This is a genomic window from Kineococcus anabasis, assembly GCF_054590795.1.
Genome location: NZ_BAAIHU010000009.1, coordinates 30,681 through 53,540 on the forward strand (window position 1 = coordinate 30,681; position 22,860 = coordinate 53,540).

Below are 22,860 nucleotides of genomic sequence, written 5' to 3' on the forward strand. Positions count from 1 at the left end.
TCGTCGTCTTCGGCCGGGGCGTGGCGCGCCCGAGCCCCTGGCGGGACGAGGCCGTCACCGTGGCCGTCGCCTCCCGCGACGTCGCGGACATCCTCGCGCTGGTGCGGGCGGTGGACCTCGTCCACGCCCCCTTCTACCTCCTCGTGCACGCCCTGTTCGGCGCGAACGTCACCGTTCCCGACGCCCGCTGGGTGTCCGTGGTGGCCGCCGCGCTGACGGGCCCGGTGCTCTACGGCACCGCCCGGCGGGCCGCCGACCGCGCGGTGGGCGCGGCGGCGGTGGGCTGCTGGCTGGCGCTGCCGCTGGTGACCCGTTTCGCGCAGGAGGCCCGGCCGTACGCGCTCGCGGCGCTCCTGGCGGCCTGCTCGACGTACGCGCTGCTGCGCGCCACCACCGCCGCGCCCGCACCCACCGCCCCCGGGCGGCCCGTCCCACCCACCGCCCCCGGGCGGCCCCCGGGCGGCCGGCGCTGGTGGGTGCTGTACGCGCTGTCCCTGCCGGCGGTCGTGGCACTGAACACCGTGGCGGGGCTCGTCGTCCTGGGCCACGCCGCGTGGGTGCTCACCGGCCCGCGCGGGCAGTGGCGCCGCGCGCTGGTCGCCGCGGCGGCCGGTGCGGTACCGGCCGTTCCCCTGGTGCTCGCGGCGCAGCGGCAGAGCGGGCAGGTGGCGTTCCTGCGCCCGCCGGGGGCCCGGGACCTGACCGGGCACCTGGTGGTCACGGCGGGCTCCCCCCTCGCGGCGGTGCTCGTGGTGGTCGCCGCGGTGGTGGTCCTGGCGCTGGGGCGGCACCGGCGCCTGGCGCTGCTGGGCGCGACCTGGGGCCTGCTGCCGCTGCCGCTGCTGTGGGGCCTGTCGCAGGTCCGGCCGTTCTGGACGACGCGCTACCTGGTGCCGGCGCTGCCGGGGCTCTGCCTGCTGCTGGCGGGGGCGGCGGCGCTGGCCGTGGGTGGGCACGTGCTGGCGCGACGCCTGCCGGCGGCGGCGCTCGTGGTGGCGCTCGTGGTGGCGGGGCTGCCCGCGCAGCAGCGCCTGCGGGGCCCGCTCGGGCACGTGGAGGACATGCGGGGCGCGGCGCGGCTGCTGGCGGAGCGCTCCCGGCCGGGCGATGCGGTGCTGTTCGTGCCGAACGGGGAGTACCGGTACCGGGTGCTGGCGCAGGTGTACCCGGGGGCGCTGCGGAACGTGCGGGACGTGGCGCTGGCGGCCGGGCCGGTGGAGTCCGCGACCCTCGTGGGCGTCGAGCACGGGCCGGCCGGGGTCGAGGCCGCGCTGCGCGGGACGCGGCGGGTGTGGGTGGTCGGCCGCCCCGGGGAGATGATCACCGCCGAGCCGGGGGACGTGCGCAAGCTGGAACTGCTGGCGCGCCGCTACCGGCAGGTGGAGCAGGTGGAGCTGCGGGACTGGACGGTGCGGCTGTTCGTGGCGCGCTGAGCGCCGCCCCCACCCCGCCCATCTCCGGGTTTCCGCGCACCAGCACCACCCGCACCCCGCCCATCTCCGGGTTTCCGCGCACCAGCACCACCCCTCACCCCGCCCATCTCCGGGTTTGCGCGCACCAGCACCACCCCTCACCCGCCGAAACCCGGAGATGGGCGGAATGGAGCGGGCGCGATGGAGCGGGCGCGATGGGGACGAGCGGGCGGGACGGGGCGGGTGGGGCCGTGCCGCGGCTCAGGGCGCGGGCGGAGCGTGCCGATGCGGGGGTGTGGACCTGTCAGCACCCGGCTCGCCGGAGGGCACGGCGCCGGGAGCGGCCGGTACCGCCTCCCCGCACGTGCGGGACCCGCGCGACGTGAGCGGCAGCATCGCCTGGACGGACCTGCACCGCACGAGCCGCACCCGCCCGACCGTCACGACCTTCGGCTGGCGCGGCAAGATCCTGCTCAGCGTGCCGCCCGCGCTCGTGGTGTCGGTGTGGATGCTGCCCGGGCTGGCGAGCCCCGTCGGGCCGTTCACCACGATCACCGTGTCCTTCGGCCTGCCCCTGCTGTGGGCGCTGCGGTGGTGGCTGCGGCAGGTGTGGGCGGCGGGGCCCCGGGAGCGGACCGCGGCCGGCACCGGCCCGGCTCCCGCGACGCCACCGGCCGGGGAAGATGCCCCGCCGCGGCCGCGCGCGTATGTCCACCCGAACTTCGCCTACCTGCGCGAGCGCCCGTCGCCCGTGGTCGAGGAGCCCACCACCCCCGGGGAGGGCTGAGCGGTCCGTGCTGGGCCGGGCGGGTGGTTCCGGCGCCCGCGGGACCCGCACCGGTCGTGGAGCGGGCCGCGGCTGCCGATGGGAGGTCACCAGCGTCCGCCGCTCCCGGGGAGGTCCCGTGTCCGCTCTGCAGCCCCTTCCCGCCGGGAGGCGGGAGGACCTCGGCCTGCCCGCCCTGCTCCTCGGGATCGCACTGCTCGTGGGCGCGGCGGCCGGTGTCGCCTCCGTGCTGCCCCCGGAGGTCCCGGCGTCCCGGTCCACCGCGGCCCCGCACGACGGGGACCGGCTGCCCGCGTCCTGGCCGCGCACCGCCGCCCGCCCCTGACCTGGCGCGGGCGGGCCCGTCAGCCGACGCCGCTGCGGCGGTCCGGCTGGCCCGGATCGCGGTCCACCGGCCCGCCGTCGCGCTGCCGCCCCGGGCCCGGCGCCTCCCCGGCCCCGGTGCGCTGCCGCGGGCGCACCAGGTCCACGAGGCGCAGGTCCACCCGCGCCGGGTTCCTGCCCGCCCGCCACGGCAGCAGCAGCGCGACCAGCAGCAGCAGCGACACCGGCCGGGTCAGCGCCAGCGGCGCGGTGAGCACCCGCCAGCCGCCGCGCATGTCCGCCGCGAACTCCAGCACCGGCAGCAGCCACGGCAGCAGGCCCACGAGCAGCACCGGCAGCAGCGGCACCCGCCGGGGCCGGTCCAGCGCCAGGACCACCGCCGCCAGCGGGGCGGCGAGGGCGTGGTGGCTCCACGCGATGGGCGAGACGAGGACCGTGACGAGGCTGACGAGCAGGCCGAAGTGCATCCGCTGCACGGGCGAGGACCAGTCGCTGCGCCGGACGGCGGCCACCACGAGCAGCACCAGCGGCACGGCCAGCGCCCCGGCCAGCGGCAGGGCCACGTCCCCGGGCACGCCGGCGTGGGCGAGGGCGCCGGCGAGGGAGTTGTTCGACGGGGTGTCCGGCTCCGCCACGCGTGCGGAGTTCCACAGCAGGTCGGTGAAGTAGTGCCGCCACGACGCCGGCGCGGCCAGCGCCCCGGCGAGGGTGAGCAGGAGCCCCGCGACGCCCAGGGGCACGGCGAACCGGCGCCGCGCCCCGGGGTTGGCCAGCGCGGTCAGCGCGAGGGCGGGGGTGACCTTCACGGACGCGGCGAGGGCGGCGAGGACCGCCCCGGGCCGCCCCCCGAGGGTGCAGCCGCCGACGAGCCCGAGGACGACCAGCGGGCTGATCTGTCCCAGCACGATCGACTCGCGGAAGGGGTCGCTCACGAGGACGGCCGCGGTGCCCAGGCCGAACGCCAGCGGCGCCGCGCGGAAGGCGGGGGTGGCCAGCCGCAGCAGCCAGCCGGTGCCCACGACGACCGCGAACACCAGCACCGCGTCCCACACCAGCAGCGCCACGCCCGGCGGGAACACCAGCAGCGGCGCCATCAGGACGGCGGCGAGCGGCGGGTACACGAAGTAGTGGCCCTGCTCGGTCGCGGCGAGGTAGATGTCGCGCCCGGCGAGCAGGTCCTGCCCCCCGCGGCGGTAGATCGCGATGTCGTACCCGGGCTGCCACCACTGCGCCGTCAGGTGCGTGAGGACGACGACCGCGCACCACGCCACCGCCAGGGCGACGGGCAGCACCAGGGCGGGCGGCAACCTGCGCAGCCGTCCCGCCCAGCGCCGCAGGAGCCGGGCCGGCATCAGCCGCGGTCGGGGAAGACCAGGGAGCGGAAGGTGACGAAGCGGAAGACCATCGCGAGGGCCATGCCGATGATGTTGCTGGAGATGTTGTCGGCGAGCACGCTGGTGAAGCCCAGCAGGTCGTGCGAGATCCACAGGCACAGCAGCTGGATGCCGGCGGCGATCGCGGACAGCAGGAAGAACATCGCGTACTCGCGGCCCGGGTGGGCGCTGCGCCGGTGCGCCCACGTGTAGTACCGGCTGCCGACGAAGGCGACGCCGATGGCGACGACCGCGGCCACGACCCGGGCGACGATGTAGTCGGTGCCGGTGAGCAGCAGCACGTTGAACAGGATGACGTCGACGGCGTAGGCGATCCCGCCGGTCATGAGGAAGCGGAACACCTCCCCGAAGCGCTCGTCGCGCATGAGACCTCGCAGGATGGGGAGCCGGCCCGCCGGCCCGTCGGAGGCGGAGGTGGTCACAGGTACACCGCCACGAGCAGGACCGCGACCCACGTCAGGGCCAGGACGAGCAGGACCCGGTCGTGCAGGGCGATCTCCTCCGGCTCCTCCGCCTCCCCCTTGTCCACGTCCACGGCGTACCTCATGATCGCCAGGACGAACGGCACGATGGAGACGACGGCCCAGCGGGCGCTGCCGTTGGTCAGGACGGTGAACGCCCACAGCGAGTACGCGCTGACGACGACGGTGGCGGACAGGGTCCACACGAAGCGCAGGTAGGTGGGGGTGTAGCGCTCCACCACGCGCCGGACCTTGCGGCCGGTGAGCTCGCCCTGGCGCGCCTCGGCGTACCGCTTGCCGGCGGCCATGAACAGCGAGCCGAACGCGGTGGTCATGAGGAACCAGGGCGAGAGGTGGATGCCCGCGGCGACGCCCCCGGCCAGCGCCCGCAGCAGGAACCCGGACGCCACGCACGCCAGCTCCAGGACGGGCTCGTGCTTGAGGCCGAAGCAGTAGGCGAGCTGGATGGCCGTGTAGGCGCCCATGACGATCAGGAGGTCCGTGGACCACCAGGCCGACAGGGAGAGGGCGACGACGAGCAGCACCACGGCGGTGACGGACGCGGTGCGCGGGGACACCGCGCCGGAGGCGATGGGCCGGAACCGCTTCTTGGGGTGCGCGCGGTCGGACTCGACGTCCCGCACGTCGTTGATCATGTAGATGGCGCTGGCGACGAGGCAGAACACCCCGAAGGCCACCCCCACCCCGGCGAAGGCGTTCCCGTCGAGCTGGGACCAGCCGGCGGGCAGCAGGGGCGCGACGACCAGGACGTTCTTGACCCACTGGCGGGGCCGGCCGGCCTTGACGAGGGCGGCGGTGCTCACCGGCGCCGCCCGAGGGGCAGCGCGCGCAGCACGCGGGGTGCGGCGGCGGCGACCGCGGCGCCGAGCGCGCTGCCCGCCGCGACGTCCGTGGGGTAGTGCACGCCGACGACGAGGCGGGACAGCGCCATCGCCGGGGCCAGCGGCGCCAGGCGCCGGGTCCCGACGAGCCGGCCGAACGCGACGACCGCGGCGGTGGTGGATGTGGCGTGCGAGGAGGGCAGGCTCCAGCGGCTCGGGGTGCCCGCGTGGACGAGGAGGTCGTCGTGCCGGGGGCGCACCCGGCGGGTGACGCGCTTGAGGACGACGCTGGCGCCGTGCGCCGCGACGACCGCCGCGGTGGCCTCCACCCACTCCCGTCGGCGCGGCCGGTCGGCCAGCGCGCCGAGGGCGCCGGCGGCGATCCACACCGCGGCGTGCTCCCCGGCGTGGCTCATCAGCTGCGCGGTGCGCACCACGGCGGGGCCGCGCAACCCGGACTGCACGGCCAGCAGCAGCCGCAGGTCCGCGCCCGTGGGTGGCTCCTGGGGTGGCACGGCCACGGCCGGGGTCTCCCCCGTGCCCGTGAGCCCGGTCGCCGCCTCGGTCGTCGTCACGTCGTCGGTCCTCCCCCGCCCCGCGTCGCGGGGCCTCGTCGTGCCGGCGTGCCGGCGGTCAGGCGTCGTGCCGGCGTGCCGGCGGTCAGGCGTCGTGCCGGCGTGCCGGCGGTCGTGCTGGTGGTCGGGCTGGTCCTCGGAGCCGGCGCTCGGGCCGGCGGTGGGGCTCACCGCAGGCGGGCCACGGCGGCGGTGATGTCCTCGTCGGCGACGAGCCTGCCGCGCTCCAGCACCACGCCGCGGGAGCAGAGGGTGGAGACCATGTCGAGGTCGTGGCTGACGATGACGAGGGTGCGGCCCTCGTCGCGCAGCTCCCGGATGCGGCCCAGGCACTTCTGCTGGAACGGCGCGTCACCGACCGCGAGGATCTCGTCGATGAGGAAGATCTCCGGGTCGGTGTGCACCGCCACCGCGAAGGCCAGGCGCAGGAACATGCCCGAGGAGTAGAACTTCACCTCGGTGTCGATGAAGCGCTCGATCTCGGAGAACGCCACGATCTGGTCGAAGCGCTGCCGGATCGTCGCCTCGTCCATCCCCAGGATGGCGCCGTTGAGGTAGACGTTCTCCCGGCCGGTGAGGTCCGGGTGGAAGCCGGCGCCGACCTCGATGAGACCGGCGATGCGCCCGCGCAGCAGGACCTGCCCGGCGTCGGGGCTCATGACACCGGAGATGAGCTTGAGCAGGGTGGACTTGCCGGAGCCGTTGAGGCCGAGCAGCGCCACCGCCTCGCCCTCGCCCACCTCGAGGCTGACGTCGTCCAGGGCCAGGAAGGAGTTGCCGAGGTCCTTGCCGCGGAAGGCGGAGACCGCGAGGTTCTTCAGGCTGCGGTCGTGGCGCAGCACGAAGCGCTTGGAGACGGACTGCACCGCGATGGTGGTCCGGGCCGTGGTGGTGCTCATCGTCGTCACGCGCTCCTACAGCTCCTGCGCGAAGCGGCCCTCGAGCCGGCGGAAGGTGAACTGCCCGAGGACGAGGACCCCGGCCGCGATGGCGAGCGACAGCAGGCCGTTCTCCAGCAGGTTCGGGGGCAGCTCGAACGGCTCGTCGATCGCGCCGTACCAGAAGCCGTAGTGGAACAGCTCCACCGCCGAGGTCACGGGGTTGAGCTGGTAGAGGGTCATCAGCCAGCCCGGCAGCCCGGCCTCGGAGATCGCGTCACGGACCTGCCACCAGGCGTAGAGCACCGGGGACGTCCACGTCACGACGAGCAGCAGCAGGTCGACGATGTTCTCGAAGTCGCGGTACAGGACGTTGATCGCACCGAACAGCAGCCCGAGCCCGATCGAGAGCACCACGATGATCGCGAAGCCGAGCGCCCCGCCGGCGAGCTGCCCGGGGGTGGGCCGCCACCCGGCGATCAGCGTGCCGATCACCAGGATCACGAACTGCGGGAAGAAGTGCACCGCGGCCACCCAGGCGGAGGCCACGGGGAACAGCTCCCGGGGCAGGTAGATCTTCTTCACCAGGGGCGCGTTGCCCACCACCGCGCGGGTGGCGTTGCCGAAGCTCTCCGAGAAGTAGTTGATGACCACGATGCCGGAGAACAGGTACACCGCGAAGTCGGAGACCGTCTCGCCCATCTTCAGGAAGACCCCGAGGGCGAAGTAGAAGACGCAGAACTGCACCGCGGGCTTCACGTACGACCACAGCAGCCCCAGGGTGGAGCCCTGGTAGCGGACCCGCAGCTCCTTGCGGACCAGCAGCTTCAGCAGGTAGCGCCGCTCCAGCACGTCGAGCAGCCCCCGGCCGCGGCCGGGGACCTCGAAGCCGTCCTCCCCCGCGCGCGGCGCCCGGGCGGGGGCGCCCGTCACCGGGCTCAGCGCCCCTCTCCCGCGACGGCGCCGACGCGGCCCGCGCCCTGCCCGGGCACGCCCGCCGCCAGACCGGGCCGGGTGTCCGAGACGGTGCTCGCGTCGAACACCTCGTCCCACGCCTCGGGCGAGGTGAAGCGGGGCAGCTCCTCGCGGTACGCCTTCGACAGCTCCGCCCAGCGGCGCCACAGCGCCTGGTGGGCCGCGGCGCTGCGGGAGAGCAGCTCCCGGAACCGCTTGGGGTCGCGCTTGTACCAGGCCGCGGCCGTGCCGTCGGCGGTGGAGACGACGGCGGAGTCGTAGTGCGCCAGGCGCCACCAGGTGGAGTCCATGGCGGCCAGCCGCCGCTCGGGGCGCTCCAGCGCCGCCGGGTCCGGGTCCGTGGCCAGGTGCCGCGCCACGACCGAGGCCGCCCACGGCAGCAGCGTGAACCTGTTCGGCGACTCCGGCTCCTTCCCCTTCTTCGGGGGCTTGCGCCGCCGCGCCTGCGGGAACGCCTCCACGTCCGTGGACGTCGCCGCGTCGGGGAACTCCTTGCGCAGCGCCCGGACCTCCGCGGTGCGGGTGGGCAGCGTCCGCAGCAGGTGCTCCGGCCCGGCCAGCACGTCCTCCAGCGCCAGCAGCCGCAGCGCCTCCGTGGAGTACTGCATGGAGATCAGGTGCTTGACGTCGGTGAAGACGCTCTCCCGGAAGATCCGCCCGCCGTGCTCGTACGGGGAGTGCAGCAGGGCCGCCACGATGCGGTTGCGCTCGTGGAAGTACGCCTGCCAGTCGGTGGAGTCGTCCTTGTCGATCCAGGACACGTGCCACACCGCCGCACCGGGCAGGCTCACCGTGGCGAAACCGGCCTCGGCGGCGCGCAGGCCGTACTCGGCGTCGTCCCACTTGATGAACACCGGCAGGGACAGGCCCACCTCGCGCAGCACCTCGACGGGGATGAGGCACATCCACCAGCCGTTGTAGTCCACGTCGGCGCGCTTGTGCATCCACGGCGTCACCCGCAGGTTCTGCGCCCCGAGGTCGTGCCGCTCGGCCAGGCCGGGCAGCGCGCCCCAGAAGAAGCGGTACATGTCGACGCGCTCGCCGAAGGAGTGCAGGACGCTGCGGTCGAACATGTCGAACATGTGCCCGCCGACGACGGTGGGCGTGCGGCACGAGGCGGCGAACTGCAGCGCCCGCAGGATGCCCTCCGGCTCGACGATGATGTCGTCGTCCAGGAGGAGCACGTAGTCGCTGCGCCCCGTGCGCAGGGTCTCGCGCATGCCGCGGGAGAAGCCGCCGGAGCCGCCGAGGTTGCCCTGCCGGATGATGCGCAGCTGCGCGCCGAGCGCGGCGGCGACGTCGCCGAAGCCGGGCTGGTCCTGCACGAGCTGGGTGCCCTGGTCCATGACGAGGATCTCGTCGACGACCTCGCGGACCTCCGGGGACTCCGCCAGGGCGCGCAGCAGCGCCAGGCAGAAGTCGGGCCGGTTGTAGGTGGTGACCGCGATGGACAGCGTCGGGGGCTTCCCGTCGGCCCCCCCGTGCCGGCTCACCGCGCCGGCGGCGTCCGCGACCTGCCACTCCGCGCGCACCAGCGCGGTGTCGGCGCGCCCGGCGCTGAGGTCGAACCAGTACCAGCCGCCGTCGCCGAAGGAGGCGAGGGAGAGCTCCAGCTCCAGGGGCGCACCGGGGCCGGCGGTGCGGCTGGTGACGCGCTGGCGCAGGCCGCGGGCGTTGGAGCGGTAGACCGTGACGGTGCCCTCGGCCTCCAGCTCCACCCGCAGGCGCACGGCGGTCGCGCTCGTCCAGCGCCGCCAGTAGCTGGCGGGGAAGGCGTTGAAGTACGTCGCGAAGGACACCCGGTCCCCGGCGTGCACGACCAGGCCCCGCCGGCCGCGCACGTCCTCGGTGTGGCGCTCCTGCGGCACGGAGAACACCTGCGCCGCGGCGGTGGCCGCGCCCTGGCCGGTGCCGCCCGTGGTGGGCGAGTCCGCGGACTGCACGCCGGGTGCGGAGACCGCCTGGTCGAAGTCCACGTACAGCGGCAGCGCGTCGGCGTCGTTGTCGGAGGGCATCACGACCCGCGCGACGGTCCGCCACAGCGCGCCGGGGACCTCGGTCAGGACCGTGCTCATGCGTCCACCCCACCGCTCGTCAGCGCCGCCCCGTCCCGGAAGTGCGGGGTCAGCTTGTTGTCCACCACCGACAGCGCGGAGCCGATGGCCATGTGCATGTCCAGGTACTTGTACGTGCCGAGGCGGCCGCCGAACAGCACGCCCTTCTCCCCGGCCGCCAGGTCGCGGTAGGCCAGCAGCCGGGTGCGGTCCTCGGGGGTGTTCACCGGGTAGTACGGCTCGTCGCCGTTGCCGGCGAAGCGGGAGAACTCCCGCATGATGACCGTTTTGTCCTTCGGGTAGTCCCGCTCCGGGTGGAAGTGGCGGAACTCGTGGATGCGGGTGAAGGGGACGTCCTCGTCGGCGTAGTTCATCACCGAGGTGCCCTGGTAGTCCCCGATGGGCAGGACCTCCTGCTCGAAGTCGAGCGTCCGCCACGTCAGGCGGCCCTCGGCGTCCTCGAAGTAGGTGTCGACGGGGCCGGTGTAGACGACCGGCACGTTGCCGACGACGTTGCCCTTGGAGACCTCCTGGCCGCCGTCGAAGAAGTCCGTCGACAGCCGGACCTCGATGTTCTCGTGGTCGGCGAGGCGCTCCAGCCAGGCGGTGTACCCGTCGACGGGCAGGCCCTCGTACGTGTCGTTGAAGTAGCGGTTGTCGTACGTGTAGCGCACGGGCAGGCGGGTGACGGTCTCCCCGGGCAGCTCCCGCGGGTCCGTCTGCCACTGCTTGGCGGTGTAGCCGCGGAAGAACGCCTCGTAGAGGGGGCGCCCGATCAGGGAGATCGCCTTGTCCTCGAAGTTGGAGGCGGTGGCGGTGTCGACCTCGGCCGCCTGCTCCGCGACCAGCGCCCGCGCCTGCGACGGCGACAGGGCCTTGCGGAAGTACTGGTTGATGGTGGCCAGGCTCACCGGCATGGGGAAGACCTCTCCCCGGTAGGTGGAGAACACCTTGTGCTGGTAGCTCGTGAACTTCGTGAAGCGGTTGACGTGCTGCCACACCCGCTCGTTGGAGGTGTGGAACAGGTGCGCGCCGTAGCGGTGCACCTCGATGCCCGTCTGCGGCTCCGCCTCGGAGTAGGCGTTGCCGCCGATGTGGTCGCGGCGGTCGATGACCAGGACCTTCAGCCCCAGCTCCTCCGCGCACCGGCGCGCCACGGTCAGGCCGAAGAACCCCGACCCGACGACGACGAGGTCGACGTTCACGCTCCTGCTCCCCCTGTCGCCGGTGCCGTCCCGCGGGCCGGCGCGCCGCCCGCCCCCTGCCTGCCCGTGGTCCTGCTCGTCAGCCCTCGCATGGTGCCGTCAGGGTAGCCGGTGGGATGTGGGCGACCCGTGAAGCGCGCCGCCGGCCGGCCCGGCCCCGCGGGCGACCCCCTGCAGGGCCTCCCGCGGGAGCCCCTGGGCGGTGCCCCGCTGGGAGCCGGCGATGAGCCGCCGGTACGCCGCGCGCCGCAGCCCCTCGGGCACGAAGCGGTACCCGCCGCGCACCGCCACGTTGCGCGCCCGCTGCGCCCGGGAGGTGAAGCCCTCGGCGCGAAGGTGCCGCTGCAGGGTCAGCTCCGAGCGCAGCAGCCGCAGCCCGCCGCGGCGCGCGTACGAGCCCGCGCCCGGCGTGCCCACCCGGTACAGCACGAGCGGCTCGGCGACGTTCGCCACGGCCGCGCCCGCGCCGATCATGCGGGCGAAGAGCCAGTAGTCCTCCATGAGCGGCAGGTCGCGGTAGCCGCCGGCCGCCGCGACCGCCGAGCGCCGGTACACCACCGTCGGGTGGTTGAACGGGTCGTGGAAGCGCGCGTACGCCGCGATCCGCGCGGCGCCCACCGGGGGCGTGCGCCGGGCCACGACGTCGTCCTCCGTCGCCCCGATCTCCAGCAGCCCCGCCCCGACGAGGTCCGCACCCGCGGCGACGAACGGCAGCTGCACGGCGAAGCGGTGCGGCAGGCTCACGTCGTCGGCGTCCATGCGCGCCACCACGTCGTGCGCGCAGGCCGCCAGCCCCTCCTCCAGGGCGCGGGCCAGGCCGACGTTGCGCTCCAGGGGGACCAGCCGCACCGGCACGCCCCCCGCGTCGGCGGGCAGCGCGGCCAGCACCCGCTGCAGCGCCGCCGGCACCGGCCCGTCGCGGACCACGACCACCTCGTCGGGGCGCAGCTCCTGCTCCGCGGTGACGCTGACCAGCGCCCGGCGCAGCCAGGCCGGGTCGTCGCCCGCCCACACCGGCAGCAGCACCGAGAACGGCGGCAGGTCCGCGGCGGCCACGACCGGGCGCGGCGGCTCGGCGGTGCCGGTGGCCCGCCCCGCGCCGGCCTCCACCGCCGCCACGTCCCCGGAGACCTCCCCGAGGCCCGCCAGCACCTCCGCCGTCGGCCGCGGCCCGGACAGCAGCCCCTGCCGCAGCCCGCGCACCAGGCCGCGCACGAGGACGTCGCGGCGCTGCGAGCGCGCCAGGGTCCGCGCCCAGCGGCGCAGCGTCGCCCCGCCGTAGAGGGCCAGCTCCACCGGCTCCAGCGTCCGGCAGCGCAGGTACGTCCACAGCTTGTTGCGGACCTCCAGCACGAACCGCTCGCCCGGGTCGGCGTCGGTGCCGCCGAAGACGCGGGTGCGGTGCTCCACGGTGCTCGCGGGCACCGCCAGGCCCCGGCGGTGGCGCAGCAGCCGCGTCGTGTACTCGAAGTCGTCGTTCCAGAGGAAGAAGTCCGCCACCGGCAGCCCCTCGGCGCGCACCGCGGCGGCGTCCACCAGCACCGCCACGAAGGAGGCCGAGCGGACCGGCACGCCCCCCGCGGCCCGCGCGTCGCGCAGCTCGGCGGCGGAGACGCGCGGGCGCCGGCGCGGGGTGTTCATCGGGTGCTCGCGCCCGTCCGTCCACACCACCCGGCTGGCGACCACGGCGGGCGGGCGGCCGGGTGCCGCCTCGCGCGCGGCCAGCGCGGCGGCCAGCGCGCCGGGCAGCGGCACCGTGTCGTCGTCCATCAGCCACACCAGGTCCGCCGAGTGCGCCCGCACGGCCCGGGCCAGGCCCGCGGCGAAACCGCCCGCCCCGCCGGTGTTGCGGGCCAGGCGCACCACCTCCAGCCGGCCGGTGAGGCCGAGGGGTTCCGCGGCGGCCCCGGCGGCCTCGGCGCTGCCGTCGGTGGAGGCGTTGTCCACCACGACGACCGCGTCCGGCCGGCGGGTCTGCGCCGCCAGCGCCGCCAGGCCGGCCAGCAGCAGCTCGCGGCGCTGGTGGGCCACGACGACGGCGACGACCCGGGGGCCGGCGCCGCGCGGGCCGGTGGGGTCGGGTCCGGTGGGGTCGGGGGCGGGGCTCGGCACGGCTCAACCCTTCCAGTCGCAGGCGGTGATCTCGTACAGGCGCGCCCCGCCACCGGAGGCGACGGGCGTGAACCCGGGCCGCTCGCGGAACAGCCGGAACGCCGTGTACCCGGCGGGGTCCAGGCCCGGCGGGTCCCACAGCGGCCCCATGTCCAGGACGTAGCGCACCCGGCGGGCCTGCAGCAGCGGGCAGACCGCCGGGTCGGTGGCGGCGTCCTGCAGGTGGTCGGCGAGGAAGCGGGCGTCCTCCCCGAGGTTGCCGCGCATGTGCGGGTAGAGGGCCTCCACCCCGCCGGAGAGGGCGTAGAGGTAGGCGCTGCCGTCCCACGGGGTGCCCGCCACCACCCAGCCGGGCGGCACGTGCCGGCGCAGCCCCTCCAGGAAGCGCTGCTCCTGCGGCGAGACCAGCGACAGGACCGGGTGCCGCTCGGCCCGCGCGTTCGTCGCCCCGAGCTGGTCGCCGTTGCCGCGCACCGCGGGCACGGCCGCGGCCAGCGCCAGCACCACGGCGAGCACCGGCACCGCCCGGCGCCCACCCGCCCGGTGCGCACCCGTCCTGCCCGCCCCGCCGGCCCCGGCCGCCCGGCCCGCGAGCGCGACCGCGCCCAGCACCGCCAGCGCTGCACCCGTGACGGGCACCGCGGCCGCCAGCCGGAACCGGTCGTTGTACCAGGGACCGGTCACGACCTGCGCGAACGGCGCGTCGGTGCCGGCGGCCACCACGTCCAGCGCCGCGAGGAGCAGGTGCCCGGCCACCAGCCACCGCCACCGCGGGCGGGCCGCGGCCACCACCAGCCCCACCACCACCAGCACCGCCACCACCACGTTGACGGCCGCGCCCGCGGGCGCGTGGAGCAGCTCCTCCAGCGCGGCCTCGCCGAGCGTGCGCGTCGCGGGCCAGTCCGCCGCGGTCATGTTCCGCAGGCGCGGGCTCAGCACCGCCAGCGCACCGGCCGCCGCCAGCACCCCCGCGGCGGCACCGGCCAGGGCCCGCCACTGCGCCGGCCGGGCCCGCCAGGGCAGCAGCGCCTGCGGCAGGGCCGTGACCAGCACGAGGGCCGCGGCCAGCAGCAGGCCGAGCAGGAAGGAGCCGGGGTGGGCCAGCACCACCGCCAGCGCCACGGCCGCCGCGACCAGCAGCGAGCGCAGCCGGTCCCCGGCCGGCACGGGCGCAGCTGTGGCGTGCGCGGCGGCGGGCGCGGGGGCGGTGGCGTGCAGCAGGGCGCCGAGGGCCGCGGGCAGCAGCGCCGTGCCCAGCGTCTGCGGCCACAGCGCGCCCCAGCGGTCGATGAGCCAGGGGAACGCCACGAACCCCTGGCTCAGCACCCCCGCGAGCAGCAGCGGCACCGGGCGCGGGCCCACCAGGCGCCGCACCAGCAGCACGCACCCCAGCGGCCACACCAGTCCCGCGATCAGCAGCACCAGCACGTTCGCGGAGACCACGACCGGCACCCCGGTCTGGGCGAGCAGCCCCGCCACGGCGTGCCAGGCCGCCGGGTAGTAGGCGCTGTCCGAGAACGGCGAGGTGAGCTGCGCGACCGACAGGGGCGAGGCGTCGGCGGTGTCCACGACCCGCTGCACCGCGTTGAGGTGGAACATCGCGTCGAACGTCTGCGAGACGGCGTCCGGGCGGCCCAGCCCCCGCGCGGTGGAGGCCGCCGCCAGCACCAGGGCGACCAGCAGCCCCGCGATCCCGGCCGCCAGCGCGGCCCGGTCGTCGGGCCCCTCGGCCGCCGCGCCGCGCGCCGGGGCCTGCGCCGGCTCCCCCGCGCGCGCCGGGCGGGCGGCACCCGCCCCGGGGCGGTCCGCGGCCCGCAGCAGCAGCGACGCCCCGGCACCCGCGAGCGCCGCCGCGGCCGTCGCGGCCAGCACCGGCAGCGGCCCCCACGGCAGGCCCGCGCGCGGGGCCAGCAGCGCCGCGAGCGCCACCACCGCGGTGGACAGCCCCGGTGCCGCGCCCAGCAGCGCCAGGCCCCGCTGGCGCAGCGCCCAGCCCACCACCGCACCCGGCAGGAGCAGGACCGCGGTCCCCAGCAGGACCGCCGGCACGGCCTGCGGCCAGGTCACGGGGTGGCGCCGGCCGCGCTCCCCCGGCCCAGCACGGTGCGCCGCACGCCCGGCCACCCCGCCGGCGACGTCACGTCCCGGCCGTCGAGCAGCACCCGCACCCCGGGGAAGTCCGCCGCGGACAGCTGCGCGTACCGCGCGTGGTCCGCCTGCACCACCACCGCGTCGACGGCCTCACCCGCGGTGTGCGGCTCCAGCCCGAGGGCGCGCAGCTCGTCGGCGGAGTACAGCGGGTCGTGCACCACGGGCACCGCGCCGCGGGCGCCCAGCTCCGCGACCAGCGGGAACACCCCGGAGAACGCCGTCTCCTTCACCCCGCCCCGGTACGCCGCGCCCAGCACCGCCACCCGCGCCCCCGCCAGGGACAGCCCCACCGCCTGCGCGTCCGCGGCCAGCAGGTCCACCGCCGCGCGCGGCATGCGGGCGTTGGCGGCGCGGGCGGTGCGGACGACGTCGGCGTCGGGGTCCCCCGCCAGGTACAGCTGCGGGTAGACGGGGATGCAGTGCCCGCCCACGGCGATGCCGGGGCGGTGCAGGTGGCTGTACGGCTGGGAGTTGCAGGCCTGCGCGACCGCCGCGAAGTCGATGCCGCGGGACTGCGCGTACAGGGCGAACTGGTTGGCCAGGGCGATGTTCACGTCCCGGTACGTCGTCTCGGCGAGCTTGGCCAGCTCCGCGGCCTCCGTGCTGCCGAGGTCCCACACGCCGTTCTCCCGCGGCAGGTCCGGGCGCTCGTCGAAGCGCAGCGCCGCGGAGTAGAACGCGCGGGCCCGCTCTGCGGAGGCGGCGTCGAGGCCGCCGACGAGCTTGGGGTAGCGGCGCAGGTCGGCGAACACCCGGCCGGTCAGCACCCGCTCCGGGGAGTACGCGACGAACAGGTCCTCCCCCGCCCGCAGGCCGCTGCCCGCCTCCAGCAGCGGGGTGAGGCGCTCGCGGGTGGAGCCGACGGGCAGGGTCGTCTCGTACACGACGAGGGTGCCGGGGCGCAGGCCGGCGGCGACGGCGCGGGTGGCGGCGTCCATCGCGGTGAAGTCCGGGCGGGCGGCCCCGTCCACCACGAGCGGCACGACCACGACGACGACCTCGCTGCGCGCGACGGCGGCGGCGGTGTCCGTGGTGGCGCCCAGCCGCCCTGCGGCGACGACGTCCGCGAGGCGCTCGGCGAGGTGCGCCTCCTCGTCCCACGGCGCGCGGCCGGCGGCGACGAGGTCCACCACGCGCGCGTCGATGTCGGCGCCGACGACGTCGTGCCCGTTGGCGGCGTACTCCACGGCCAGCGGCAGTCCGATCTTGCCGAGGGCCACGACTGCGACGTCCACGCGGGCGACCTCCTGCTCCAGGGCGTTCGGCGGGGCGGCTCCCGGGGCCGGGGCCGGTCCACCCTAACCAGCGCCCGCGGCCGCCCCCGCCGCGCCGGGCCGCCCCCGCCGCGCCGGGCGCCGGGCCCGCTAGGGTCGTCGCCCGTGCCAGCGGACACCCCGGCGGAGGACACCCCGGCAGCGGACCTCCCGGCGGCGCGCGGGCGGAGCGCCGCCCCGAGCGTCACCGTGGTCGTGGCCTGCTACCGGCAGGCCGCGCTCGTCGAGGGCTGCGTGCGCAGCGTGGCGGCGCAGACCCGCCCCGCCGAGCGGTTCGTGCTCCTCGACGACGCCTCCGGGGACGGCAGCGCCGACGCCCTGCGCGCCGCCGCGGCCGCGCACCTCGACCCCGCGCGCACCGTCGTGATCGACTCCGGCCCCAACGCGGGCCTCGCCGCGCGGCTGGACCAGGCGCTGGAGGTCGTGGACACCGACTGGTTCCTCGTGGTGGCCGCCGACGACGAGCTCGTCCCCGGCACCCTGGAGGTGCTCACCGCCTCCGCCGCCGCCCACCCCGGGTGCGCCGTGCACTTCGGGGACCTGGACGTCGTGGACGTCGCCGGCCGCCCGCTGGGCTACCGCCGCCCCGCCCAGACGTGGCAGGGCGCCGTGGCCCGCCGCTACCTCACGCCCGCCCGGCCGTGGCTGGACCTGCTGACGTGGAACAACTTCGTCCCCGGCGGCATGACGATGGTCTCGGCGGCGGCGGTGCGCGCCGCGGGTGGTTTCCGCGCGGAGGTCCGCACCACCGAGGACTTCGACCTGTGGCTGCGCCTGGGCCGCGAGCACCCGTTCCGCTACACCGGCCGCACGGTGGGCCGCTACCGGGTGGTGCCGACGTCGAAGTCGCGCAACGAGCCGGTCAGCGTCCTGGACCACGCCTCGATCGTGGGCCGCGCCGCCGCCTCGGCCCCGGCGGCCACCCGCCGCCGCGCCTCCCGCCGCGCCGCGCGGCTGGTCGCGCTGCGCTGGAGCCTGGCGGTGGGCCGCTCGCGGGGGCGCCCGCCGGTGACGCTGGCCGCCGCGGCCCGGGCGGCGGGGATGTCCCCGCGGGCGGTGGCCGCCGCGGTGCCCGCCGCCCTCGCGCTGCCCGCCGCGGGCTGGGCCCGCACCCGGCTGGCCTCCCGCGCCGGGCAGGGGGGTGCCGCGTGAGCCGGCCGCGCATCCTGGTGCTGTCGTTCTCCCCCATCGCCACCGACGCGCGGGTGCTGCGGCAGGTGCGGCAGCTGTCGTCGCTGGGGGACGTGACGACGTGCGGGTTCGGCCCGCACCCCGAGCCCGCCACCGAGCACCTGCAGGTCCCCGCGGGCCTGCCGTCGCTGCCGCTGACGCCCGCCGGGGTCGCCGACCTCGGCCTGCGCCGCTACCGCCGCGCCGAGCGCGCCGCACCGGCGCTGGCCGCGGCGGCCCGGCGCCTGGCGGGCCGCCGCTTCGACCTCGTCGTCGCCAACGACGCCCGTGCGCTGCCCCTGGCGCACGACGTGGCCGCGGGCGCGCCGGTGTGGGCGGACATGCACGAGTGGGCGGCGGAGGAGTTCTCCCACGACCTGCGCTGGCGCCTGCTGGTGTCGGGTTTCGCGGACCACCTGTGCAAGGTGTACCTGCCGCGCTCGGCGGCGGTGACGACGGTGTGCGACGGCATCGCGGAGCTGTACACCGCGCGGTACGGCGTGGCCTGCTCGGTGCTGGCGAACTGCCCGGACGCGCAGGACCTGCACCCGAGCCTGCCGGAGCCGGGGCGCCTGCGGCTGGTGCACTCGGGGATCGCGCTGCGCGCGCGGCGCCTGGACCTGATGCTGCAGGCGGTCGCGCAGGCCGGCGAGCACGTCAGCCTGGACCTGTTCCTGATGCCCGCGGGCGACGGCGGCCGCTACCTGGCGCAGCTGCGGCGCGAGGCCGCCGGGTGCGGGCGCATCACCTTCCGCGACCCGGTGCCCCCGGCGGAGCTGCCGCGCGCGATGAACGGCCTGGACGTCGGGGTGTTCCTGCTGCCGCCGTCGAACACGAACGCGCGGCTGGCGCTGCCGAACAAGTTCTTCGACTTCGTCCAGGCCCGGCTGGGGGTCCTGGTGGGCCCCTCCCCGGAGATGGCGCGGCTGGTGCGCAGGCACTCCCTGGGGTGGGTGGCGGACGGTTTCACCGCCGCGGACCTCGGGCGGGCGATCGCGGCGCTGGACGACGCGGGGGTGGCGCGGGCCAAGGCCGCCTCGGCCGCGGCGGCGCACGAGCTGAGCGCGCAGGCGCAGTGGGAGCACGGCCTGCGGCTGGCCTCGGGGCTGCTGCGGGGCTGAGCCGGCGGCGGACCAGCTCAGCGCCGCAGCAGCGCCCCCAGCTCCCGGCGGCACACCAGCGCCCACACCGCGGCGAACGCCGCCGCCAGCCCCAGCTGGGCGGGCACCGAGTCCCCCGCGAGGACGCGGCAGCCCGCGACGAGCAGCACCCACAGGGCCAGCCGCCACGCCAGGTCCCCCCAGCGGTGGGCGTCGCGGCGCCACACCACGCCCAGCGGCAGCAGCCCCACCACGAGGGCCCCGGCGAGGTAGCCCAGCGCGATCCCGTCCACCCCGCGGCCCTGCGCACCGACCAGCACCGCCCACGCGCCGGCGCCCACGAGCAGGCCGAGGAGGCTGGAGGCCGCGGACAGCGCGATGCCGCGGGTGCCGCGGCTGGTCATGCTGTTGACGGCCGCGACGGACAGCGTGGAGGCCAGGACCGCCACCAGCAGGAACGGCAGCACACGCGAGGCGTCGGGGTAGCCGGCGCCGAAGACGACGCCCACGGCGAGCGGGGCCAGGACGACCAGCAGGCCGAACACCGACGTCATCGTCACGAACAGCCCGCGGGTGGCGCGGTCCGTGCGCGCGCGCAGCCCGGTCTCGTCCCCGCGCCCGTGGGCCTCGGCCATGGTGGGGAACAGCACCAGGCTCAGGGACTGCGACAGCATCGCGGCGGGGGTGGCCAGCTGCAGGGCGGCGGCGTACTGGCCCCTGCCCGGCAGGGTGGCCGCCAGGACCATCGAGAGCTGCAGGAAACCGGTGCTGGCCAGGGTGCCGACGCTGGCCAGGGCGGTGAACGCGTCCGCCTCGCGGCGCAGCTCCGGTGCGGCCGCGGCGCGCGGCAGCCGCGGCAGGTTCGCCACCGCGTAGAGGGCGTACCCGGCGGCCAGCGGCAGCAGGAGCAGGTCCTCGCGGCCGCCGGCGAGGACCGCGGTGAGGGCGCCGAGCGCGAGCAGGGCGCTGAGGACGTCCCACGCCGCGGCGCGGTGCGCCTGCCCGGTGGCGAGCTGCACCCCGCGGGTGAAGGTGTACCCCGACCAGGCCAGGACGAGCAGCCCGACCCCGGCGGCGGAGGCGGCGCTGCCGGCGAAGTGCGGCAGCAGCCAGGCCGCGGCGGCGGCGGGTGCGAGCACCGCGGCGGTGGCGGCGGTGCGCCGGCGCAGCAGGCGGGCGGCGGCGGCGGCGCGCTCGGGCGAGCCGGCCCCCCGCTCGCGGGCCACGAACTTCGCGACGGCGCTGCCGGTGGCCGTGGGCCAGAACAGGGCCGCGAGCAGGGCCAGGGAGATCGCGCCGCTGACCTCGCCGAGGCGCTGGTCGCCCGCCAGGCGCGCCACGAGCACGCTGTACAGCAGCCGCGTCAGCCCCTGCGCGGCCAGGCCCACGGTGCCGGCGAGCATCCGGGTGCGCAGGGTGCCCTGGGCGGGGGCGGTGAGGTCCACGGGGCGCAGCAGCGCCGCCACGGCACCGCTCACGGCGGCCCGCTCACCGGGGGACGTCTGCGGGGCGCGGCCCGGGTGGCACCTCGGGCGGGATGCGGTTGGGCCCGGCCTCGGCGGGGCGCGGCCGGTCCTGGGGGTGCAGGCGGACCGCGACGAGCGCGACGTCGTCCTCGGGGACCTGCGGGCGCAGCCGCTCCAGCACCCCGTCGCACAGCTGGTCGAGCGTTCCGCCGGCCACCTCGGTGAGCACGTCGCGCAGGGCGGCGAGGCCCTCGTCGAGGGACTGCCCGCGCCGCTCCACGAGACCGTCGGTGTAGAGGAGCACGGTGGCCCCCCACTCCAGGTCCACGGTGGCCTCCGCGCGCGGCACGCCGGACCACAGGCCCAGCAGCAGGTCGGCGTCCTCCCCGGCCAGCACCTCGATGCGGCCGTCGGCGCGCAGCACGATGGGCGGCGGGTGGCCCGCGTTCGACCAGCGCAGCCGCGTCAGGTGCCGGGCGAGCAGGTCCGCGTCCTGCTCCAGGCGGGCGACGACGGCGGTGGCGGTGGTGCCGACCTGCAGGCCCTCCACCGCGCGGTCCAGGCGCTGCAGGACCCCGGCGGGTCCCTCCCCGGTGGTGAAGGCGATGCCGCGCAGCAGGCTGCGGAGCTGGCCCATGGCGGCCGCGGCGGCGGTGTCGTGCCCGACGACGTCGCCGATGACGAGGACCGTCGCCCCGTCGGGCTGGAGGAAGGAGTCGTACCAGTCCCCGCCGACCTGGGCGGCCTCCGCGGCGGGCTCGTACCGGACGACGACCTGGAGGTGGTCCGGCTCCGGCGGGGCGGTGAGCAGGCTGCGCTGCAGCCCCTCGGCGAGACCGCGCTGCTGGGCGTAGAGGCGGGCGTTGTCCAGGGCCAGCCCGGCCCGGGCGGCGACCTCCCGGGCGGTGGTGAGGTCCTCGGTCTCGAGGACGCCCCGGTCGGGGCCGGTGAAGACGGTGAGCAGCCCCACGGTGCGGTCGCGCCCGCGCAGGGGCAGGACGGCGGCGCCGACGGGGTCCAGGGCCCGCAGCAGGTCCTGGGCCTCCCCGGGGCGCAGCACGGTGGCGATGGCGTCCACGGCGGGGGTCTGCACGAGCGCGGTGTGCCCGGTGCGCAGGGCGCTGGCGACGTAGGAGGCGTCGGTGAGGGCGTCCAGGCGCAGCTCGGCGTAGCGCTCCACGAGGGGGCGCAGCGTCTCGTCGTGGTGCCAGCAGCCCACGTCGCGCAGCGTCCCGTCGTCACCGACGAGGGTGACGACGCACCAGTCCGCCAGGGCGGGCACGACGAGCTTGGCGAGGCTGGCGACCGCCTCCTCCGCGTCGAGGGTGGCGGCGAGCTGCGCGCTCACCTCCGAGAGCAGCACCAGGCGCCGCGCGGAGGTCTCCGCCGCGAGCCGGGCGGCGCGGCGCTCGGTGACGTCCTGGAAGTACACGGACAGCCCGTCGGGCCCGGGCCAGGCCCGCACCTCGTACCAGGCGTCGAGGGGCGGGGGGTAGTAGGCCTCGAAGGTGGCGACCTCGCCGCTGGCCGCGGCGCGGCGGTAGTGCTCCTCGAACGGGGAGCCGACGGCCGCGGGGTACAGCTCCCACAGGACCCCGCCGACCAGCCGGTCGCGGTCCATGCCCAGCAGCCGCTCGGCCTGGGCGTTGACGTAGGTGAAGCGCCAGTCGCGGTCGACGGCGAAGAACGCCTCCTGCATGGTCTCCAGGACCCGCACGACGCGGGCCTGGGCGTCCTTGGCGTCGGTGGTGTCGTAGGCGACGCCGAGGACGCGGGCGCTGGCCCCCTCCGCGTCGGCGAGCACCCGGCCGCGTGCCTGCACCCAGCGCACGTCACCCCCGGGCCGGACGATGCGGTACTCCATGTCCACGGTGCTGCACGCGTCGATCGCCGCCCGCAGGTCCCGGCCGACGCGCTCGACGTCGTCGGGGTGCACCCGGCGGGTGAAGCTGTCGATGCTGTGGTCGAAGGTGTCCTGCTCGTAGCCGAACAGCTCGATGAGGCGCTCGTCCCAGGTGAGCACCCCGGTGCGCAGGTCCCAGTCGTACCCGCCGACCCCGGCGGCGTCGATGGCCAGCCCCCACCGCAGCCGGTTGGCCTCGACCTCCAGGGAGAGCGCGGACAGCTCCAGCTCGGCCATCGCGGAGGCCGCGAGCTGCTCCAGCAGGGCCACGTCGGCGAGGGTCCACGTGCGGGGCGCGGCGTCGAGGACGCCGAGGACCCCGGCGACGCTGCCGTCCTCGCGCAGCAGGGGGATGCCGAGGTAGGCGCCGATGCGGCCGGAGGCGACGGCCGGCAGGTGCGCCAGGCGCCCGTCGGCGCCCGCGTCGGACACCAGCACCGGCTCGGCGGCGCCGACGGCGAGCGCGGCGAGCACGTCGAGGTCGTCGCCGGCGGTGGGGCCGGCCCCCAGGAGGTTCAGGTGCGCCCACGGCGTCTGGAGCAGGCGGGCCGCGAGCGCCTCGACGCGCTCGGCGGCCGGCTCCTGCCGTTCCCGCTCCTCCACCGACCGCACACCGCTCCAGGGTTGGTCCCCGCCCGTGGCTGCTCGTCACGGGCCCGGCCGCAGGGCGACCGCGCTACAGCGTAGGTGCCGGGCCGTCCGCGCCGCGCCCCGGAGGGACCCCGCCCGGCCCCGGCCGGCACCCGGCGCGCCCCGTGACGCGGCGCCCCCGCCCGC

The 22,860-nt window shown here is 76.8% G+C and carries 18 protein-coding genes; 5 read left to right on the top strand and 13 right to left on the bottom strand.

Annotated features, from left to right (window positions below; translation table 11 throughout):
* The first annotated feature begins 20 nt into the window (after positions 1–20).
* The 3 genes from ACYQBY_RS14710 (at position 21) to ACYQBY_RS14720 (ending at position 2,524) form a co-directional block, all read left to right on the top strand.
* A complete protein-coding gene (locus ACYQBY_RS14710) occupies positions 21–1,433 on the top strand; it encodes a hypothetical protein (protein WP_459644627.1) in 1,413 nt (470 codons plus the stop codon).
* Between the two features lie 274 nt (positions 1,434–1,707).
* Entirely contained in the window at positions 1,708–2,199 is a 492-nt protein-coding gene (locus ACYQBY_RS14715) for a hypothetical protein (protein WP_459644628.1), read from the top strand.
* A gap of 118 nt (positions 2,200–2,317) precedes the next feature.
* Positions 2,318–2,524: a hypothetical protein gene (locus ACYQBY_RS14720; protein WP_459644629.1), complete on the top strand. Its 207-nt coding sequence runs from the start codon at positions 2,318–2,320 to the stop codon at positions 2,522–2,524.
* Between the two features lie 19 nt (positions 2,525–2,543).
* Here the strand turns inward: ACYQBY_RS14720 and ACYQBY_RS14725 are convergent, their stop codons facing one another.
* The 11 genes from ACYQBY_RS14725 to ACYQBY_RS14775 form a co-directional block, all read right to left on the bottom strand.
* Entirely contained in the window at positions 2,544–3,875 is a 1,332-nt protein-coding gene (locus ACYQBY_RS14725) for a glycosyltransferase family 87 protein (protein WP_459644630.1), read from the bottom strand.
* Positions 3,875–4,339, bottom strand: coding sequence for a GtrA family protein (locus tag ACYQBY_RS14730; RefSeq protein WP_459644631.1), 465 nt, complete (start codon positions 4,337–4,339; stop codon positions 3,875–3,877). Before ACYQBY_RS14730 ends, ACYQBY_RS14725 begins: the two co-directional genes overlap by 1 nt.
* Entirely contained in the window at positions 4,336–5,202 is an 867-nt protein-coding gene (locus tag ACYQBY_RS14735; RefSeq protein ID WP_459644632.1) for a decaprenyl-phosphate phosphoribosyltransferase, read from the bottom strand. The genes ACYQBY_RS14730 and ACYQBY_RS14735 overlap by 4 nt, the downstream gene beginning before the upstream one ends.
* The gene (locus ACYQBY_RS14740; protein ID WP_459644633.1) at positions 5,199–5,795 is read right to left on the bottom strand and encodes a phosphatase PAP2 family protein; all 597 of its coding nucleotides are present in this window, start codon (positions 5,793–5,795) and stop codon (positions 5,199–5,201) included. Before ACYQBY_RS14740 ends, ACYQBY_RS14735 begins: the two co-directional genes overlap by 4 nt.
* Positions 5,796–5,962: 167 nt before the next feature.
* Complete coding sequence (locus ACYQBY_RS14745) at positions 5,963–6,694, bottom strand: ABC transporter ATP-binding protein (RefSeq protein ID WP_459644634.1); 732 nt, start codon at positions 6,692–6,694, stop codon at positions 5,963–5,965.
* A 15-nt stretch (positions 6,695–6,709) separates the two neighbouring features.
* Positions 6,710–7,606, bottom strand: a complete 897-nt coding sequence (locus tag ACYQBY_RS14750; RefSeq protein ID WP_459644635.1) for an ABC transporter permease — start codon at positions 7,604–7,606, stop codon at positions 6,710–6,712.
* A 5-nt stretch (positions 7,607–7,611) separates the two neighbouring features.
* Positions 7,612–9,723 carry a glycosyltransferase gene (locus ACYQBY_RS14755; RefSeq protein WP_459644636.1) on the bottom strand — a complete coding sequence of 704 codons (2,112 nt, stop codon included), beginning with the start codon at positions 9,721–9,723 and terminating at the stop codon, positions 7,612–7,614.
* A complete protein-coding gene (glf, locus tag ACYQBY_RS14760) occupies positions 9,720–10,907 on the bottom strand; it encodes a UDP-galactopyranose mutase (RefSeq protein WP_459644637.1) in 1,188 nt (395 codons plus the stop codon). Before glf ends, ACYQBY_RS14755 begins: the two co-directional genes overlap by 4 nt.
* 99 nt (positions 10,908–11,006) lie before the next feature.
* The gene (locus ACYQBY_RS14765) at positions 11,007–13,019 is read right to left on the bottom strand and encodes a glycosyltransferase (protein WP_459644638.1); all 2,013 of its coding nucleotides are present in this window, start codon (positions 13,017–13,019) and stop codon (positions 11,007–11,009) included.
* Between the two features lie 3 nt (positions 13,020–13,022).
* A complete protein-coding gene (locus ACYQBY_RS14770) occupies positions 13,023–15,086 on the bottom strand; it encodes a DUF6541 family protein (protein WP_459644639.1) in 2,064 nt (687 codons plus the stop codon).
* Positions 15,083–16,405, bottom strand: a complete 1,323-nt coding sequence (locus ACYQBY_RS14775; protein WP_459644640.1) for a nucleotide sugar dehydrogenase — start codon at positions 16,403–16,405, stop codon at positions 15,083–15,085. Before ACYQBY_RS14775 ends, ACYQBY_RS14770 begins: the two co-directional genes overlap by 4 nt.
* Positions 16,406–16,549: 144 nt before the next feature.
* On the opposite strand from ACYQBY_RS14775, the gene ACYQBY_RS14780 reads away from it, so the two are divergent.
* Together ACYQBY_RS14780 and ACYQBY_RS14785 are read left to right on the top strand one after the other, a co-directional pair.
* Positions 16,550–17,596 (top strand): glycosyltransferase, encoded by a 1,047-nt coding sequence (locus ACYQBY_RS14780; RefSeq protein WP_459644641.1) that lies wholly within the window; start codon positions 16,550–16,552, stop codon positions 17,594–17,596.
* Positions 17,593–18,735 carry a glycosyltransferase family protein gene (locus ACYQBY_RS14785; RefSeq protein ID WP_459644642.1) on the top strand — a complete coding sequence of 381 codons (1,143 nt, stop codon included), beginning with the start codon at positions 17,593–17,595 and terminating at the stop codon, positions 18,733–18,735. Before ACYQBY_RS14780 ends, ACYQBY_RS14785 begins: the two co-directional genes overlap by 4 nt.
* Before the next feature lie 17 nt (positions 18,736–18,752).
* Here ACYQBY_RS14785 and ACYQBY_RS14790 read toward each other — a convergent pair whose 3' ends face one another.
* Positions 18,753–20,192 carry a lipopolysaccharide biosynthesis protein gene (locus ACYQBY_RS14790; protein ID WP_459644643.1) on the bottom strand — a complete coding sequence of 480 codons (1,440 nt, stop codon included), beginning with the start codon at positions 20,190–20,192 and terminating at the stop codon, positions 18,753–18,755.
* A 10-nt stretch (positions 20,193–20,202) separates the two neighbouring features.
* Positions 20,203–22,686: a SpoIIE family protein phosphatase gene (locus tag ACYQBY_RS14795; protein WP_459644644.1), complete on the bottom strand. Its 2,484-nt coding sequence runs from the start codon at positions 22,684–22,686 to the stop codon at positions 20,203–20,205.
* Between the last annotated feature and the right edge of the window lie 174 nt (positions 22,687–22,860).